Annotated in this window: 18 protein-coding genes; 11 read left to right on the forward strand and 7 right to left on the reverse strand. The window is 36.3% G+C overall.

The window, feature by feature from the left end:
- Positions 1–6: 6 nt before the first annotated feature.
- Positions 7–1,116, reverse strand: coding sequence for an FtsW/RodA/SpoVE family cell cycle protein (locus CINF_RS03480; RefSeq protein ID WP_178697278.1), 1,110 nt, complete (start codon positions 1,114–1,116; stop codon positions 7–9).
- Between the two features lie 265 nt (positions 1,117–1,381).
- Here CINF_RS03480 and CINF_RS03485 point away from each other — a divergent pair, with 265 nt between their 5' ends.
- The 4 genes from CINF_RS03485 to CINF_RS03500 are packed head-to-tail and all read left to right on the forward strand — an operon-like array spanning position 1,382 to position 5,564.
- On the forward strand, positions 1,382–2,482 hold the full coding sequence (locus CINF_RS03485) for an RluA family pseudouridine synthase (protein WP_178697277.1): 1,101 nt from the start codon (positions 1,382–1,384) through the stop codon (positions 2,480–2,482).
- Positions 2,412–3,635, forward strand: coding sequence for a fibronectin type III domain-containing protein (locus CINF_RS03490; protein WP_179975763.1), 1,224 nt, complete (start codon positions 2,412–2,414; stop codon positions 3,633–3,635). The genes CINF_RS03485 and CINF_RS03490 overlap by 71 nt, the downstream gene beginning before the upstream one ends.
- Positions 3,636–4,871 (forward strand): tRNA (guanosine(46)-N7)-methyltransferase TrmB, encoded by a 1,236-nt coding sequence (trmB, locus tag CINF_RS03495; protein ID WP_179975764.1) that lies wholly within the window; start codon positions 3,636–3,638, stop codon positions 4,869–4,871.
- 21 nt (positions 4,872–4,892) lie between these two features.
- Entirely contained in the window at positions 4,893–5,564 is a 672-nt protein-coding gene (locus CINF_RS03500; RefSeq protein WP_179975765.1) for a cell division ATP-binding protein FtsE, read from the forward strand.
- 85 nt (positions 5,565–5,649) lie between these two features.
- Here the strand turns inward: CINF_RS03500 and CINF_RS03505 are convergent, their stop codons facing one another.
- The 3 genes from CINF_RS03505 to CINF_RS03515 are packed head-to-tail and all read right to left on the reverse strand — an operon-like array spanning position 5,650 to position 8,080.
- A complete protein-coding gene (locus CINF_RS03505) occupies positions 5,650–6,942 on the reverse strand; it encodes an endonuclease/exonuclease/phosphatase family protein (protein WP_179975766.1) in 1,293 nt (430 codons plus the stop codon).
- Positions 6,936–7,430, reverse strand: a complete 495-nt coding sequence (locus CINF_RS03510; protein ID WP_179975767.1) for a tRNA (cytidine(34)-2'-O)-methyltransferase — start codon at positions 7,428–7,430, stop codon at positions 6,936–6,938. The genes CINF_RS03505 and CINF_RS03510 overlap by 7 nt, the downstream gene beginning before the upstream one ends.
- A 38-nt stretch (positions 7,431–7,468) precedes the next feature.
- Positions 7,469–8,080 (reverse strand): MBL fold metallo-hydrolase, encoded by a 612-nt coding sequence (locus CINF_RS03515; RefSeq protein ID WP_179975768.1) that lies wholly within the window; start codon positions 8,078–8,080, stop codon positions 7,469–7,471.
- 53 nt (positions 8,081–8,133) lie between these two features.
- Here CINF_RS03515 and CINF_RS03520 point away from each other — a divergent pair, with 53 nt between their 5' ends.
- Genes CINF_RS03520 through purU form a run of 7 tightly spaced genes read left to right on the forward strand, consistent with a single transcriptional unit; the run spans position 8,134 to position 14,885 of the window.
- Positions 8,134–8,892, forward strand: a complete 759-nt coding sequence (locus CINF_RS03520; RefSeq protein ID WP_179975769.1) for an NAD+ synthase — start codon at positions 8,134–8,136, stop codon at positions 8,890–8,892.
- Positions 8,893–8,926: 34 nt separating this feature from the next.
- Positions 8,927–10,051: a DegT/DnrJ/EryC1/StrS family aminotransferase gene (locus CINF_RS03525; protein WP_178697269.1), complete on the forward strand. Its 1,125-nt coding sequence runs from the start codon at positions 8,927–8,929 to the stop codon at positions 10,049–10,051.
- 5 nt (positions 10,052–10,056) lie between these two features.
- Positions 10,057–10,992 (forward strand): tetraacyldisaccharide 4'-kinase, encoded by a 936-nt coding sequence (locus tag CINF_RS03530; RefSeq protein ID WP_179975770.1) that lies wholly within the window; start codon positions 10,057–10,059, stop codon positions 10,990–10,992.
- Positions 10,989–11,831, forward strand: a complete 843-nt coding sequence (gene argB / locus CINF_RS03535; protein WP_178697267.1) for an acetylglutamate kinase — start codon at positions 10,989–10,991, stop codon at positions 11,829–11,831. Before CINF_RS03530 ends, argB begins: the two co-directional genes overlap by 4 nt.
- 36 nt (positions 11,832–11,867) lie before the next feature.
- Positions 11,868–13,310: a threonine synthase gene (thrC, locus tag CINF_RS03540; RefSeq protein WP_179975771.1), complete on the forward strand. Its 1,443-nt coding sequence runs from the start codon at positions 11,868–11,870 to the stop codon at positions 13,308–13,310.
- A complete protein-coding gene (kdsB, locus tag CINF_RS03545) occupies positions 13,307–14,044 on the forward strand; it encodes a 3-deoxy-manno-octulosonate cytidylyltransferase (RefSeq protein ID WP_179975772.1) in 738 nt (245 codons plus the stop codon). The genes thrC and kdsB overlap by 4 nt, the downstream gene beginning before the upstream one ends.
- A 10-nt stretch (positions 14,045–14,054) precedes the next feature.
- Entirely contained in the window at positions 14,055–14,885 is an 831-nt protein-coding gene (gene purU / locus CINF_RS03550; RefSeq protein ID WP_179975773.1) for a formyltetrahydrofolate deformylase, read from the forward strand.
- 229 nt (positions 14,886–15,114) lie between these two features.
- Here purU and CINF_RS03555 read toward each other — a convergent pair whose 3' ends face one another.
- The 3 genes from CINF_RS03555 to CINF_RS03565 are packed head-to-tail and all read right to left on the reverse strand — an operon-like array spanning position 15,115 to position 17,814.
- Positions 15,115–16,380 carry a protoporphyrinogen/coproporphyrinogen oxidase gene (locus tag CINF_RS03555; RefSeq protein ID WP_179975774.1) on the reverse strand — a complete coding sequence of 422 codons (1,266 nt, stop codon included), beginning with the start codon at positions 16,378–16,380 and terminating at the stop codon, positions 15,115–15,117.
- A complete protein-coding gene (locus tag CINF_RS03560) occupies positions 16,377–17,267 on the reverse strand; it encodes an NAD-dependent epimerase/dehydratase family protein (protein WP_179975775.1) in 891 nt (296 codons plus the stop codon). The genes CINF_RS03555 and CINF_RS03560 overlap by 4 nt, the downstream gene beginning before the upstream one ends.
- Before the next feature lies 1 nt (position 17,268).
- Positions 17,269–17,814 carry a dTDP-4-dehydrorhamnose 3,5-epimerase family protein gene (locus tag CINF_RS03565; protein WP_179975776.1) on the reverse strand — a complete coding sequence of 182 codons (546 nt, stop codon included), beginning with the start codon at positions 17,812–17,814 and terminating at the stop codon, positions 17,269–17,271.

Raw genomic sequence — 17,814 nt, forward strand, 5'->3', positions numbered from 1 at the left:
CAAAAGCTAAAATCTAATTTTTAGCAATCTATTATAGCCTGGGTCGTATCTAAAAGTAAGCAAATTTTGCATAATCCCAAACATACACATAAAAGTAATAAAGCTACTCCCGCCATAGCTATAAAAGGGTAGTGGCACGCCCACAACGGGCGCAAAGCCTATTGTCATTAGCACATTTACGCTTACATAAATAAAAATCAGCATAGCAAGCCCCGCGCACACGCTTTTAGCAAAATAATCGTTTTTAAGCTGATTTATAAGCGATAAAAAATGCAAGATTAAAAAGCCATAAAGTCCTAAAAGAAAGCTAGCGCCAACAAAGCCGTGTCGCTCGATAGTATAAGCAAAAATAAAATCACTAGTAGAAATTGGCAAAAACTTAAACTTGCTTTGCGTGGCTTCTTCTTCGCTTTTGCCAGTTAGTCCGCCGTTACCGATGGCGATGATGCTTTGGCGCACTTGGTAGCTTGGCTCTTTGCTGATAAAATCCATAATGCGCTTTTTTTGGTAATCATGCAAGCCCTCATAAAGCAAAGGTGCTGCAAAAACGCTTATGATAATTAACGAAAACCAAATGCGTTTATTTACGCCTATTAAAAAAAGTATGCCATAGCCTGTAAATAGCAAAATCGCGCTTGTGCCTAAATCTGGCTCTTTTAAAATTAACACAAAAGGCAAGCAAATAAAAAAGCTAAATTTTAAAAAATCCCTAATCCCATAGCCATTTTGCCCTGGCGGATGCTTTTTGATTAAATACGCCATCATCAAAATAAACGCTGGTTTCATTATTTCGCTAGGCTGAATGGTAAAATGCACAAAAGGAATTTCAAGCCATCTTTTTGCTCCAAGTTTGCTAACGCCAAAAAACTCCACGCCCAAAAGCAATAAAATCGAAAACCAATAAAACATAGGAATAAGCCACTCAATGCGCCTAAGCGGCAAGATAAAAAAGGCTATAAAAACAGCAGCGCCAACGCCAAAATATACCAGCTGTTTAGTAGCTAGCATATGCGATGAATCAGCTATCAATGAATGCGAGAGCATAATTATAGGGATTATAAACAAAGGTGAAATAAAATCAAAATGAGTCCAAAGACGCTTATCAATAGAAATCAAAACACTGCCTTTTATGATTTTTCGGGCTTTTTAGGATAAAATTTGCTAGAATTGTAGCAAAAAAGCGAAAAAATGAGTAAAATTTAAGCCAAATTTATAAAATTTTAAAATTTGATATGCTAAAAAATTAAAAAATACCAAATTTTAAAGTTAATCATTCAATAAATACGAGTTTTTAAAAGAGCAAGAATTTTTTTAGATAAAAATTTTATTAATAAAAAATTTTAAAATTTTAAAACAAAGCTAAACTTGGAGAACTATTTCGATGGAGTTAAAAAATAAAAATTTTATTATTAAACAAAACGCAAGGCTTGATGTGGCGCTGTGTTCGCATTTAGTGGAGTTAAGTCGCGCTAGTATTGCACAAGCCATAAAAAATGGCCTTGTTTTAGTAAATCAAAAATTAATCACAAAAACTTCATTTAAGGTTCAAGATGGCGATATAATCACATTTAATTATTATGATAGCCAAAATTTTAAAGAGCAAGATTGTTTAGAAAATTTTAATGGCGATGAGGTGTTACCAGCTGAGTTGGTGCCTAAAATTTTATATGAAGATGGCGATATTTTGGTGCTTGATAAGCCAAATGGCTTGGTGGTTCATAGCGCGCCAAGTTTAAAGGGCGAGATAACTTTGGTGGAGTGGTTAAAGCATAGCGGGCGCGAACTTGCCGATATTTTAGGGCAAAATCGCGCTGGCATCGTGCATAGATTAGATCGTGGCACAAGTGGCGCGCTAGTTGTGGCTAAAAATAATTTTGCTAGCAAGGCATTGAGTCAGCAGTTAGCAAATAAAAGCGCAAAGCGCGTGTATTTGGCACTTTGCGATTTAGCACTTAGGCAAAATTGTTTAGTTGATAGGCCACTTGCGCGCTCACAATCAAATCGCCTAAAAAAAGCCATAGCAAAGCCAGGACAAAGTGGGGCAAAATCGGCAAAATCGGCATTTGCAAATATTTTTGGCGAGCAAGAAAATATCATTTACCAAAATAATTTATCCAAAAATTTACCCTTAAATCAAGCGTCTTTTTACACTTGCTTGGCTAATTTGATTTGTGCTAAGCTATTTAGCGGGCGAACGCACCAGATTAGAGCGCATTTAGCTAGCATTAATCGCCATATTTTAGGCGATACTTTATACGGATTTAAGGGGAGCGTTGATAAAATGAATGAGTTTTTTTTACACGCTTATTTATTGGAGCTAATTCATCCGCGCACTAATGAGCGTATGCGTTTTGTAGCACCTTTACCAAATAAATTTTATAAAAAATTAAATATCCCAAAGGAGATAATAGATGAAAAAATTGAGCCAGATGTTATTTGCGGGCTGTTTGATGATTGTGATGAATGGTTGTGTTATAAATAACCAGCCACAAAACCAAGCAAACATAAATATAGCACAAATTACAAATCTAAAAACCATTAGCGATATGACCCAAATCGCATTTGAATGGGAGCGCGCAAGCGATGAGAGCGTGGAGGGTTATATTTTATATAGAAACGATAATATAAACACAAATAATTTCAAAAAAATAGCCACTATAAATGATCGCTACGCCACTCACTATGTAGATAGCGGTTTGAAGCCAGCTAGCATTTATCAATACACAATGAGCGCGTATTCAAAACAAGGCGAAGGCCAAAAAAGCCAAATTTATACCATTTCTACACAAAATTTAATACCTAGCGTGGAGTTTTCACAAGTGCTAGGGGATTTAGCAGGACGCTCAAAAGTGCTGTGGAAGCCACATAGTGATATGCGCGTGGCTAGCTATATAATAGAAAAATCCCAAGATAATTCAAATAAATGGAAACAAATAGCTGAGGTTAAAGGCAGGCTAAGCGTAGAGTATATAGATAAAGATGTAAAGCCTGGCAAATCTTATGCTTACCGCATTAGAGTTAAAACTTACGAAGGCGTGATTTCTGAGCCAAATGTAGCAAAATACGGCACTACAAAACCATTGCCAGATGGCGTTAGTGGCTTAGTAGCTAGTAATAATCAACCTAAAAAAATCGTGCTAAATTGGCAAGCAAATACTAGCGATGAGTTTTCCCATTATGTAATTTATAGCTCAGCAAGCGCGTATTTGCCATTTACTAAGCTAGCCACCGCGCATACAAATAGCTATGAAGATTATATAAACTCAAATGGCACAACAAGACTTTATAAAATAACTAGCGTAGATAAATACGACCAAGAAAGCCCAAAACCAAGCCAAAGCGTCCAAGGCTCAACCCTAGCAGCACCAAATCCCCCAACTATAATAGATGCGGTGTTTAATGGTATGCGCATAGATTTATCGTGGAGCACTGAGCCTAAGGCTATAAAATACATAATAAATAAAAGCTCAAAACTTGGCAATCATCGCATAGAAACCTTAGCTACTAGCTTTGGCGATAGCGATTTACAAAATGGCGTAGAGTATGAATATAGCATTATTTCAGTAGATCAATATGGCTTAGAATCAGCACCTAGCAAAACAGCTACCGTAAAAACAGAAATTACCATAAATTAAATGCCAAATTTTATTTGTAAAAGCTTAAATCTACGATCTTTGCCAGTTAGCTATAATGAAAGTGAGTTTATAGCCATAGCAAATGAGCTAAGAGATGGCAAAAAAACAAACACAAGCTTAGTGCTTACTAAGATTAAAGATGAGAAATTTTTAATAATTATTAAAAAACGCCCCAATCAAAGCTATTTAATCAAGGGCGATAAAATTTTAAAACCTACAAATATTAGCATTTTACAGCGCGGGTTGAGCGATTTTAAAGCCGCATTTTGCGAGCAAATCATCACAAACGCCATAAACCAAAAAGCTAAGCCAGAAAATTTAGCCTTTAATATAAATGAAGATGAATTAAGCATAATCGCTAAGCATTTTAGCGCGCAAAATCTTGCGCAAGCAAATTTTAATGCTTATGAAAATTTTAATAAATTTTGTTTAGAGATTGGTTTTGGCTCTGGCGCGCATTTGCTTTTTAGAGCCCAAAGCGAGCCACACACGCTATTTGCTGGCATAGAAATACATCGTCCAAGTCTTATAAAGGTTAGCAAATTAGCAAGCCAAATGGGGCTAAAAAATTTGCTTTTATTAAATGTCGATGCTAGAAATGCGCTTAGTTTATTGCCATCAAATACAATAGATAAAATTTTTGTCCATTTCCCTGTGCCGTGGAATAAAAGCCCAAGTCGCCGTGTGCTAAATAAGCAAGTGGCTAAAATTTGCGATAGAGTGCTTAAAAATGGTGGAGTTTTAGAGCTTAGAAGCGATGATAGGGAATTTTTTGATGCCTCTTTGGCCTGCTTTTTGGATTTAGAAAATGCCAAGATTAAAATTTACAAAAACCGCAGCCTAGAAATCATCAGCAAATACGAAAAGCGCTGGCTTAGCGAGCATAAAGATATTTATGATATGCTTTATTTTTGCACTAAAACCAGCCAGGATTTAAAAAGCCAGGATAAAGATTTTGAGTTTAAAGAGTTTTGCGCTAGAAAATTTTTAGAAAATTTTAAAAATAAAACCTTTAAATTTGATGATTATTTTGTGCATTTAGAGGGCGTTTTCTTGCTTTTGGGTGAAAATAATTTTATTTTAAAGGCAAGTTTTGGGGGATTTAGCGCCCCAGTTACTAGCTACATCATAGCACAAAACAATCAAGCCCATTATCTCAAAACCCCGCTAAAAACAGAGCATAATTTAAAAGCGCACGAGATAATGCAGCAAATTTTAACTTGTGAAATTTTATAAAATTATTTTAGGGAGTTTATCTTGCCAAATATTGTAGAAGCCAAAAATCTCAGCATTTGCTATGAAAAAGGTCAAAATATCATCAGCGATGCCACCTTTACCATAGGCACGCGCGATTTTGTATTTATTACCGGTAAAAGCGGCTCTGGCAAAAGCACGCTAATTAAAGCCCTTTATGGTGCGATGGCGCCAAGTAGCGGCGAGCTTGAAGTTTGTTCAAGAAAGCTAAATGGCATTAGTGGCTCTAAGCTAGCTGATCTTAGGCAGCGTTTGGGGCTGATTTTTCAAGATTTTAGATTGATTGACGAATGGAATATTGAGCGTAATGTTATGCTACCGCTGATAATTCGCGGTTTTAGCAAAGATGTTTCATCAAAACAAGCCCAAAAAATGCTAAAAATCGTAAATCTTTTACACAAGGCTGATTCTTATCCACCCCAACTTAGCGGCGGCGAGCAGCAACGCGTAGCAGTAGCTAGGGCATTAGCGCACAATCCTTTGCTTTTTTTATGCGATGAACCAACTGGTAGTTTGGATGAGTATTCAAGCGATATTATTTGGCGGCTTTTACGCTCAGCACGCGAAGAATTAAATGCTTGCGTGATTGTGGTTACTCACCGCATTCCTAGCAACATTCGCATCGAATACCGCCATTTTGAAATTTCACAAGGCAGAGTGATAGAATTATCCTAAATGCGAGATTAAAATTTTAAATGCCTAGCGTAGTGCTAGGCAAGTTTAAAATTTGCTTTAAGTTTAAAATTTGCTTAGTGCTAGTTTATTTTATAATCAGCTCTTTTTGCCCTTCAAATATCCAAAACATCGCTTTTTGCGCTTTTTGTTTGCCAGATTTTTTGCCACTTAGGGAGTAAATTTTATAGTTTTTGCCATCAAGTGTTGCGTAGCCATTTTGGATATTTAATTTCACAAAAAGCACATCACCGCTTCTTGCGTTTTTTAGTGAGTAAAATTTTGGCTTGCTTGTAGCTTTTTGGCTATTTAAAATTTCATAATCTCTTAACTCTAAGTTACCCTTATAAACGCTCGTTTTTTTAGCTATTAGAGTAAGTTTATCGCCTTCATTTGCTTTTAGTTTATAAGCATAAATCCCGCGCCCATTTTCATCGCTAAGTGCGCAGCCGTGATTATCACAAAAGCTAGCTGTGAGCGTGATTTGATGTGGGGTGATTTTGCTTTTGTAGATTTCATCTACGCTTGTGGCATTTTTGAGGTTTAAAATTTTGCTTTGGGGAGGCGCTTGGTGATTGCTAAATGACGCGCTATCGCTTGTTAGGCTAGCATAAAGCGGGCTATGATCTGATGCTTTAATGCGGGCTTTAAAGACATTAAAACTTGCGTTTTTGTAGCCAAATGTGGCGTTATTTTTTTTAGTATCAAATAAATCATCGCTAAGCAAGATGTGATCTATTGCGTTTTTGTTTGTGGGTGCGCTTTTGGTATCCCAAAGGTTTTTGTAGCCTGTTAGGTTTTCTAGTAAAAATCCATAGCCTCTTTGGCTGTTTAAATCGCCTAAAATTATGCTTTTTTTGCGGTTTTTGGCTGCGTTTATTAGGGTGTTTGCTGCTTTTTTGCGCTGGCTTATATCGTTTTTATAGGCTGGCAAATGCGCATTAAATAAACAAAGCTCTTTAAAATCCACGCAAACCATCAAAATAGGGCGAGTTTTTACCCCATCAACTATAAATTTCTTAGTAGTTGTAAATGGCAAGCGACTCAAAAAACCAAGCCCAACTGGCGAGCGCGAATTAAGCGTGGCAAACTTATAAAATTTATAGCCGGTTTTTTGTGCTAAATCTTTTAAAACGCCTTCATTTTCAATCTCTTGTAAGGCGATTATATCGGCGTTTAAATCAAGCAAGATTGTAGTGATTTGGTTTAGTTTGTGAGTGTATTGCCCCATGCCCCAAGAGCCGTTTTTAAACTCGCTATATTCGCTGCCATCAATCTTGCCATCAAAAAGATTTTGCGTGTTAAAAGTAGCGATTTTAAGGTTATTTGCGCCTAAATTCAGGGCGAAAATACATAAAAAAATACATAAAATTTTTAGCATTGTAATTTACCTTTTTGTCTTCTGTGATTAAAATTTGTGAAATTTTGACGGATAGCTTCATAGGTGATGATGCCAACGCTTGTAGCAAGATTTAGGCTTCGCCCTGCATCGCACATAGGGATATTTACGCATTTATCGATATTTGCGTTTAAAATTTGCTCATCAAGTCCATGCGTTTCAGAGCCAAAAATTAAAAAATCATTTAGCTGATAATTAACTTGAAAATAGGGCGTATCGACCTTTGTTGTGGCGTAAAAAAAGCGTTCTTGTTGTTTTTGATTTGCCATTAAAAACTGCTCCCAACTATCCCAAATTTTAAGCCTTAAATGCTCCCAATAATCAAGCCCTGCACGGCGCAAATGCTTATCATCAATCATAAAACCAAGCGGGCGGATTAAATGCAAAGCACAATTTGCATTCACACACATTCGCCCAATCGATCCTGTGTTTGTGTGTATGGCTGGATTTACTAAAACTATATTAAACATAAAATTCCTTTTATAACGCGCTTTAATTTTTTTAAAATTTATCGCCAAATATGAATATTTAGTATTTTGCGGATATTTTCTCGCTCATTATCTAAAAATGTGCTAGCTCCATGCCCGCAGTATAATTTAATATTTCTTGGTTCTTGTAAAACACGCTCTAAGCTTGCTTTCATAGATAAAGCGTTTGAAAACTCAAAATCCCAGCGCCCAACAGAGCCTTTAAACAAAAAATCCCCACAAAACCAAGTGTCTTTTAAATTTTCAATCTCAATAGCCGAACATCCTGGCGTGTGTCCTGGAAAATGATGAAACACACAAGTAAATTCGCCGATTTTTATTCTTTCATTTGGCTTTACTAAAACATCGGCATTTAGTGCTTGTTCAAGCATTAAAAACGGATCGCTTGAAGCTAAAATATCATCATCTTGTGGTAAATAAATAGGCGCTTTTAGCTCTTTTGATATACGCAAAGCATCATAAATATGATCAAAATGTGCGTGTGTGCAAAGTATGCCAAGTGCGTCTTTTGCGTTATTTTTACACCAAGAAAATGCGCCAATGCCTGGATCAATTATCAACGAGCCAAAATCTGCTTTTATAATAAAGCAATTCGTGCCAAGCTCGCCAAAACTTTTAGATAAAATTTCCATGAAACTTCCTTAAAATAAAGCTAATCTTAACATTTTTTTAAATAAAATTACAAATGCTTAATTTTAAACAAATGCAAGAAAATATTTTAAATTTTATGAGTGATTACTTAGAAAATAGCGGTGCTAAGGGCTTTTGCGTGGGGCTTAGTGGCGGGCTTGATAGCGCGGTGGTGCTTAGTTTGTGCGCTAAAATTGCGCCCACCTCAGCCTTGCTTATGCCTACTAATGCCTCGCAAGAACGCCATTTTAACGATGCCTTAGCCCTTGCTAAGAGTTTAAAGGTAGAATATAAAATTTTAAATATACAAAGCATTTTAGATAGTTTTTTACAAAAATGTAGCATAGATGATTTAAGCACAAATTGCGCTAAATTACGCGCTGGTAATATCACCGCGCGCATTAGAATGGTGCTTTTGTATGATTATAGCGCGCTTAATTCTTTGCTAGTTGCTGGCACTAGCAATAAAAGCGAGCAAATGCTAGGCTATGGCACGATTTATGGCGACATGGCTTGTGCGCTAAATCCGCTAGCGCATATTTTTAAAAGTGATTTATTTGATTTTGCGCGTTTTTTAGGGCTTAGCCAGAATATAATAAATAAAGCCCCAAGTGCTGATTTATGGATAAATCAAAGTGATGAGGGCGAGATGGGCTTTAATTATACTGAGCTAGATGCTGTATTAAAGGGTATTTGCGCTGGTTTAGATGAAAAAGATTTGATTAAAAATTATGGGGCAGAGCTTAGCGAGTTTGTGCTAAAAAGAGTAAAAAATAACGCTTTCAAGCTAAAAATGCCTGCCATTTTAGAGTAAATTTTAAAATTTTAAAAGCAAATAAAGGCAAGGTATGCAAATTCCATTATTTAGACCGATGATAGATGAAACAGAGCGCAAGTTTGTAAATGCCACGCTTGATGGCGATCATAGCTACAACGCTAGTGCTTTTGAGAAAATCGCACAAGAATATTTTGGCGCTAAGCACGCAATAGCTACTATTTCAGGCACGGCGGCTAAGCATTTGGCACTTTGTGCGCTAGATATTAAGCGCGGTGATAAGATAATTTGTCCTGTGATTAGCTTTGTTAGTGTGGCTGAGGTGATAAGGTATTTTGATGCTGAGCCGGTTTTTGTAGATGTAAATCAAGATGATTTTACAATCAACCTAGATGCCTTACAGCACGCAATCTCAAAGCATAAAAGCAAAAAATTAAAGGCAATTTTTGTAACTCATTTAGCCGGGCAAAGCGCGCAAATGGACGAAATACGCGCCATTGCTAAACTTCATAATATAAAAATAATTGATGATTCGCCAGTAGGGACGCGCTACAAAAAAAAGCTAATTGGCAGCAAGGATAGCTTTATAAGCTGTTTTGGCGCGCAACATCAAACGCGCTCTTATTTATCCTCGGCCGGTCTAATGCTCACAAATGATGATAAAATCGCACAAAACGCACGCTTAATTCGCTCGCATTCTATTAGGCAAAGTAGTTTTGATAAAGAGGGTAATTTAGGGTATTTTTACGATGTAGATAGTATCGGCCAAAGATATGATTTAAGCGCGCTTTGCGCTGCTTTTAGCATAGCGCAATTTCAAAAACTTGATTACCGCATTAAAAAGCACAAGCAAATTGCTAGCATTTATGATGACCAGCTTTCAAATACCGAGCATATCAGCATTCCAGTAGCTAAGCGCGATCATATCTATACGCAATACATCATTAAAATAGATAAAAACCGCGATGGTTTTGCCAAAGAATTAGTAGCAAATGGCATAAATGTTGGTTTGCATTATATTCCGCTTTATTTGCTGGGTTATTATAAGCAAAAATACGGCTACAAAATCGGTGATTTTCCAAATGCGCTAAAAGTATATCAGCAAGTGCTTAGTTTGCCAATATATGGTGATTTAAGCGATGATGAAATAGCTTATGTTTGTAAAAGTGTAAAGCTAGTAGCAAGCACAAGAGTTTAATTTAGATGAAAAAATCATTTCACGCTTGGGTGAATGTTTATTTTTATAATCCGGGCGTTTTTGAGCGCGTTTTATCTGTGATTTTTACGCCTATTTCATTGCTTTATAGCTGTTTTATAAGATTAAAAAAGCTTTTTATAAAACCTGTGAAATTTTGTGTGCCTGTAATTAGCGTTGGTAATTTAATCCTTGGCGGCAGTGGTAAAACGCCCCTAACTAAGGCGATTTTTGAATTATTTAGCCAAAAATACCGCACTTTTATAATCTTGCGTGGCTATAAACGCAAAAGCAAGGGTTTGATTTTAGTTTGCGAAGATGGCGAAATTTTATGCGATGTTAATGCTAGCGGCGATGAAGCCATGGAGTATGCTTTGTTTTGTCCTAAGGCTAATGTGATAGTAAGCGAAAATAGAGCTGATGGGATAAATGAGGCCATAAAGCGCGGAGGGGAGCTTGTTTTGCTCGATGATGGTTTTGGTAAGTTTGGCATTGAAAAGTTTAATATTTTGCTTTATCCTAGCGTGGAGCCAAAAAGCGATTTGACAATACCAAGCGGGGCGTATCGCTACCCAAAAAGTTATTACGCCCTAGCAGATTTTATACCGCAAAAAGACGATATATTAAGCAAAATTGAAATTTTAAACGAAAGTGAAAAAATGCTTTTAATCGCGGGCATAGCAAATCCAGGGCGTTTAAAATTTGTCTTTGATAAATGCGTGGGGCGTGAGTTTTTTGCTGATCATTATGATTATAAAAAGGCTGAGCTTGAAGATTTGCTAAAAAAGCATGGCGCAAGTAGCATTTTGCTTACGGCTAAGGATTTTGTTAAGGTTAGAAATTTTAATTTACCGCTTTCGTTGCTGGTATTAAAAAGCGAATTAAGCGATAATTTTAAACAAAAATTAGAAAATTATATAACAAGTTTTAAGGATTTAAAATGAAAAATCACTACAAAACGGCTGAAATAATACTATCGGCTCTGCCATATATCCAAAAATTTCGCGGACAGATTTTTGTCGTTAAATATGGCGGTTCAGCACAAATTGATGAGAGCTTAAAGGATAATTTTGCCCGTGATATCGTGCTTTTACAGCTTATAGGCATTAAGGTTGTAGTAGTTCATGGTGGCGGTAAAAAAATAAACTCATTTTTGGAGCAATTAGATATTAAAAGTGATTTTGTAGATGGGCTTAGAGTAACTGATGAAAAGGCTATGGAGATTGTAGAAATGACGCTAAGCGGGCTGATAAATAAGCAAATAACTAGCCTTTTAGTCCGCCACGGCGCAAGGGCTGTGGGAATTAGTGGCAAAGATGATGGTATGCTAAAAGCAAAACCGCTAAATAATGGCAAATACGGGCTTGTAGGCGAAATAACTAGTGTAAATGATGAAGTAATCAAAGCGCTTTTAACCAGCGATATCGTGCCTGTAATTGCGCCTATTGCAAGTGATGAAAATGCTAGAAGTTATAATATAAATGCGGATTCTTGCGCTAGTGCCATAGCGATGAAGCTTCGCGCACAAAAGGTGATTTTTTTAAGCGATATTAGTGGTGTTTTGGATAAAAATGGCGAGCTTATAAGTCGCTTAAATGCCCAAAAAATCGCCACTTTAAAAGCAGACGGCACAATAAATGGTGGTATGATCCCAAAATTAGATGCTTGCTTGGAGTGTGTAAATAACGGAGTAGGGCGCGTGCATATTATAGATGGCAGGGTAGCGCATTCATTGCTTTTGGAGCTTTTTACAGATGAGGGCATAGGAACGATAATTACTTAAAAATAAAATTTTAAAGCAAATTTTAAAAGGATAAAAATGAAACTAACAAGCACAAGATTAAATGCGAATCAACATTGCGATGAGGTGAGTTTTAGCCAGGCTATACTTTCGCCTATTGGCGCTCATGGCGGGCTTTATGCGCCACAAAATTTACCGCATTTAGATGAGGATTTTTTTAATGAAGCCAGGCAAATAATTAATGAAAAAGGCGCGTATAAAAAGCTAGCTTTAAGGGTGATTAAAGCTTTTGATTTTGATTTGGATTTGGAGATTTTTGAGCGCGCATTGAGGCGTTATGATAGCTTTGATGATGGCGAGCCTACGCACTTAAATGAAATTAATGGGTATTATTTTAATGAACTTTGGCATGGGCCTACGCGCGCATTTAAAGATATGGCCTTAGCGCCCTTTGGCGCGCTTTTAGAAGAGCTTGCTAGCAGTCAAAAATACCTAATCATCGTTGCGACCTCAGGCGATACTGGCCCAGCTACGCTTGAAGCCTTTGGTGGCTCTAAAAATGTAAGCGTGGTTTGTATGTATCCAAGTGGCGGCACTAGCCAAACCCAAAAGCTTCAAATGCTCTCATATTCGCGTTTTAGTAATTCTTTGGTGCTTGGGATTAGGGGAAATTTTGATGATGCTCAGCGCACGCTTAAAGCCTTGCTTGGAAATGATGATTTTAAGAATGTTTTAAAGGCTAAGGGCTTTAAGCTAAGCGCTGCTAATTCGGTAAATTTTGGGCGGATATTATTTCAAATAATCTATCATTTATACGCTAGCATAAAGATTGCTAGTCAAAATCCCGTAAATATCGTGGTGCCAAGTGGTAATTTTGGCGATGCCTTAGGTGCGTATTATGCTAAAAAAATGGGCGCAAATATAGCAAAAATCGGCATTGCTTCAAATGAAAATAATGTGCTAACAGATTTTATAAATACTGGCATTTATGATATTAGCAAAAGGACATTAAAGCAAACTATTTCGCCGGCTATGGATATTTTGATTAGCTCAAATATCGAGCGCGTGCTTTTTGATCTTTTTGGCGCGCTTAGGACAAAAGAATTAATGGACGCGTTAAACGAGCATAAAAAATATGCCCTAAGCAAAGATGAATTAAAAAGCTTACAAGAAATTTTTTATGCTAATTATTGCAATGATGATGAATGTGCCGGCTTTATAAGAGAATTTGCAAAAATGGGAGCATTGATTGACCCACACACTGCCACAGCGCTTAAAATCGCTAAAAAAGGCGATATAATCGCTTCGACAGCGCAATGGGTAAAATTTACCCCAAGTATGATAAATGCCATAAAAAACGCGCCTTGCGTGAATGAAAAAGAGCAAATGAACGCACTTTCAAGCGAGTTTAATGTAAAATTGCCAGCACAAATTAGCGCGCTTTTTGAAAATAATTCTTGGCAAGAAAAAACCTGCCATACAGATGAAATTCAAACTCTAATAAGCGAGTGGCTAAAATGATAATAATCCCCGCAAGACTAGCTAGCACGCGTTTTAGGCATAAAATTTTATGCGATATAAATGGCGAGCCGATGTGCGTTTATACGGCTAAAAATGCTAGCAGGGCAGATGAGGTGGTATTAGCTTGTGATGATGAAAGCGTGGCAAATATCGCCAAAGAGCGTGGCATAAACGCTGTTTTAACAAGCAAAACCCATCAAAGCGGTAGCGATAGAATAAACGAAGCTTGCCAGCTTTTAGGGCTTAAAGATGATGAAATAATTATCAACATTCAAGCCGATGAGCCGTTTTTTGAGCTTGAAAATTTGCTTTTTTTTAAGGATTTTGCCCAGCACGCCATAAAAAACGGCGCGTTTATGGCTAGTGCTTATAAGAGTGTAAATTTTAATCTTGCAAATGATGAAAATCTAGTAAAAGTAGTGCTTGATAGTGCTGGTTTTGCCTTGTATTTTTCGCGCTCAATTATACCTTTTGTGCGCGATAGCAAAGATAGGCAAACGCACGAATATTTCGGGCATATTGGCATTTATGCTTATAGCGTAGCTGGGCTTAGAGAGTTTTGTGGATTTTGTGAGCATGGGCTTGAAAATGCTGAGAAATTAGAGCAGCTAAGAGCTCTTAGCGCAGGTAAAAAAATCGCAATGTTAAAAATCGCCACAAATAGCGTAGGTATCGATACTAAACAAGATTATATAAACGCTAGCAAAAAATACAATTTTAAAGCAATTTTATAAAGAGGTAAGAATGGATTCTATTTTAAAAGTATCTTGTAATGATGAAAAGGGGCTGATTTTACGCATTAGTGAAGTGATTTTTAAAAATGGCTTAAATTACGAAAATACAAGTGAGTTTGTCGATCACGAAAATAATCGCTTTTATATGAGAGCTGAGCTAAATGGCAAGGTGGATACAAAAGAGCTTACAAACACGCTAGAAGCGTATTTGCCACGCGGTGCGCAAGTTTATTGCACGCTTGCGCGAAAAAAAGACATTGTGATAATGGCTACAAAAGAAAACCATTGCCTTGGGGATTTGCTTTTGCGCTATGAAAGCGGGGATTTGGGCGCAAATATTTTAGGGGTGATTGCAAATCATAATGATTTAAGCGGGCTTGTTAAAAAGTTTGATATTCCTTTTATTTGTATTTCAAGCGATAATTTAGAGCGAGCCAAACACGAAAATGCCATTTTAAGCGAGCTTAAAAATTTTAGTTTTGATTATTTGGTGCTAGCAAAATATATGCGTATTTTAAGCCCTGATTTTGTAGGGCAATATCCTAGGCAAATCATAAACATTCATCATTCGTTTTTGCCCGCATTTATCGGTGCTAACCCATACAAGCAAGCTTATGATCGCGGAGTAAAAATCATCGGCGCAACAGCGCATTTTGTAACAAATGATTTAGATGAAGGGCCAATTATCACGCAAGATGTCGTGCGCGTAAGCCATGAAATGAACTGGCAGCAAATGCGGCGAGCTGGCGCAAATGTAGAAAAAATCGTGCTTTCACGCGCTTTGGATTTGGTTTTTGATGAAAGGGTTTTTGTGTATAAAAACAAAACAGTGGTGTTTTAAAATTTGGGGGATTTTTAGAAATTTGGATCTTTAAAATTTGCGGGATTTTTGAAAATATAAATTTTAAAATTTTACATTTAGCGGGCTGTTTTGTGATTTTAGCCCTAAATTTAGCGCGCATTTGCTAGCGCGCAACTAGCGCATTAATTTTTTAATCATCAAGCCAAATTTTAATTTTAAAATTTTAATTTAAAGCCATAAATTTTAAGCACTCAGCCAAAATATAATTTTAAAATTTCAAAGCCACTTCCATACCGCTTTTAAAGGCTTGATGGCTCCATAAATACTCCCATTTACCAAATCTGCCGATGCTTTCGATGCCGTTTTTGGCTAAAAAATCTAGCACGATTTTTCTATTTTTGTAGATCTTGTGATCAAAGGTAATATTTGCGTATTTTTCAAATCTTATATCGCTTAGGATTATGTCGCTTTTATCAAAAAGCCCCATTTTGCTTAGTTTTTCTATGGTGTTTTTAGCGATTAGATTTTTATCTGGGATTTTGGCCTTGCAATCAAAATATATTTCAGCTTGTAAAGAGCTGCAGCCTTTTGGCGCGTTATTTGGGGATTTTAGGCTTGGCGAATGCACCCGGGAGCATAAAATATCATCATCGTAAATATAAAACCACAGCCATTTTGGGATATTTGGCTTGTTAAACCCAAGGCTAAGCATAAAGCCGCTAGTATAACGCAAAGCCTGAGCCGCTAATAAAACATTTTTTGGCACATTGTCGATGATTTGGGCTATGTATGGCAGGGGCAATGATGAAATTAATTTATCGTAATTTTGCGTGGTGTTATCGCTAAAATATAAAATTTTATCTTTTGGGTTTATTTTAATAACTTCTTTATTAAAATTTATATTTAAATCTTGCTTGCATTTAGCAAAAAACGAGGCAAATCCGCCATTTTTAGGATATCTCATAAAATTTGTGTAATAAAAATTATCTTTTTGAACTTCAAATGAGCCTTTTAAAATTTGCTCTAAGCTAGGCTGATACATTCTTGCGCCTATCCATTTTGTTTCTAGCTTGCTTGGTTCTTGGCACCAATATTTTCTAGTGTATTTAAATGGAAAATTTTTAGCAAAATACTCGCCATATTGGCAAATAAGCCATTCATCGTAGCTTTTGATGGCTTTTTTCTTGGGGCGGGAGATAAAATCAGTGATGATTTTTACTTTTTCATCGTTTGGGAGCGGTGCTAGGTTGTTTTGAGCTGGGTGTTTTAGCCAAAAGCCCTTATAATAATTATAACATAGGCTTGGATGCTCGTATAATGGCGTTTGGCTCGCAAAAAGCTCTTTTATGTAAGGATCATCAGCGAAGCTAAGATGGACGAATTTATCAAAACGAAAGCCATTGATATTAAAATTTCCACATAGCCCGCCCCAATCATCGCTTTTTTCAAAAATCACGCAATGCTTGCCATTTAAGCCTAGATGATAAGCTGCGCTAATGCCAGAGATACCAGCGCCTAAGATTGTTATATTCATATTTTGTCTTTCCAATAAGATATTGTTTTTTCTAAGCCAATATTTAGTGAGATTTTTGCCCGCCAACCTAGATTTAAAAGCTTTTGATTATTGCCTACTATTACATTATTATTAACTTTTGTAAGCACGGAGCCGTAGAGAATTTTGCCTTTAAAATTTGTAAGCTCTGCTATTTTATTTACTATATAGCGTAATTGCACGGGTTGATTTGAGCAAATATTCATAGCACCATTAAATGGGCTTTCAAATAGCATTACAATGCCGCCAGCCATATCACTAACATATAAATAATCTTGAAAGTTCAAACAATCAGACACTCTCACATCATCGCCTTTAAGACAAGAAATAATTACAGATGGCATAAGTCTTTGCCTTTTTTCACCTGGCCCATATACATTAAAAATTCTTGCCCATTTAAAATCAATATCATATTTTTTACAATAAGCACTAAGGGCTTTATATAAGGCAGTTTTGCTACTAGCATAAAGCGAGCTAGCATTTAGCGGGCTTAAATCTTCGTTTAAATAGCCGTATTTAAGATCGTATTCTAGCATGCTACCAGCAGCTAGAAATTTTTTACCGCCATTTTCTTTAAATAGTTTTATAAAATTTAAAGTAGCAATGATCCATTCTAAATTTATATCATTTGTTTGATAATCAGCATTTACATACCAGGCTAAATAAATAGCACTCTCAAAAGAGTGTTTAGCAAAAAACTCACCAAGTGCTTTATCATCAAGTAAATTGATTTGATGATTTATAACGCCTTGTTTTTGCTTTTGTGTTTTAGTAGAAATCAAATGAACCTCATAGCCTTTATTTAGTAAAATTTCAACTACTGCTTGGCCTATAAAGCCAGTCCCACCAGTAAGTAGCACTTTTTTCATTTTAATCCTTAAATGGTGATATAAAATCATTAAAATTTATATGATTTTTATCGCGCTTTGAGATTATTTTTTTGCCATCTCCCCAATCAAAGCCAAAACTATCATAGCTTATCCCCATATCGCACGAAATATCATGGCAAGTGCTTTGGAGATAATGAACGCAGGTGTTATTTTCAAGTGTTAAAAAACCATGCGCAAAACCCGCTGGAATATAAAGACATTTTGGCACATCAGCACTTAGCTCTACGCTAAAATATTTGCCAAAAGTAGTAGAGTTTGCCCTAATATCTAAGCACACATCTAAAATTTTGCCATTTGTAACATATACTAGTTTTGTATGCTCTGCTGGTGGGATTTGAAAATGCATGCCACGAAGCACATTTTTTTTATTTATTGAATAATACGCTTCTTTAAAATCGCTTTCTAGCCCTAAAATTTCAAACTCAGTTTTTGAAAAAAATTTATGAAATACCCCGCGTTCATCGCAAAAATGTTTTGTTTGAATTATTTTTAAACCATTTAATGGTGTGCTACTTAGCTCTATCAT

It is taken from the genome of Candidatus Campylobacter infans (assembly GCF_013416015.1).
Lineage (GTDB): Bacteria > Campylobacterota > Campylobacteria > Campylobacterales > Campylobacteraceae > Campylobacter > Campylobacter infans.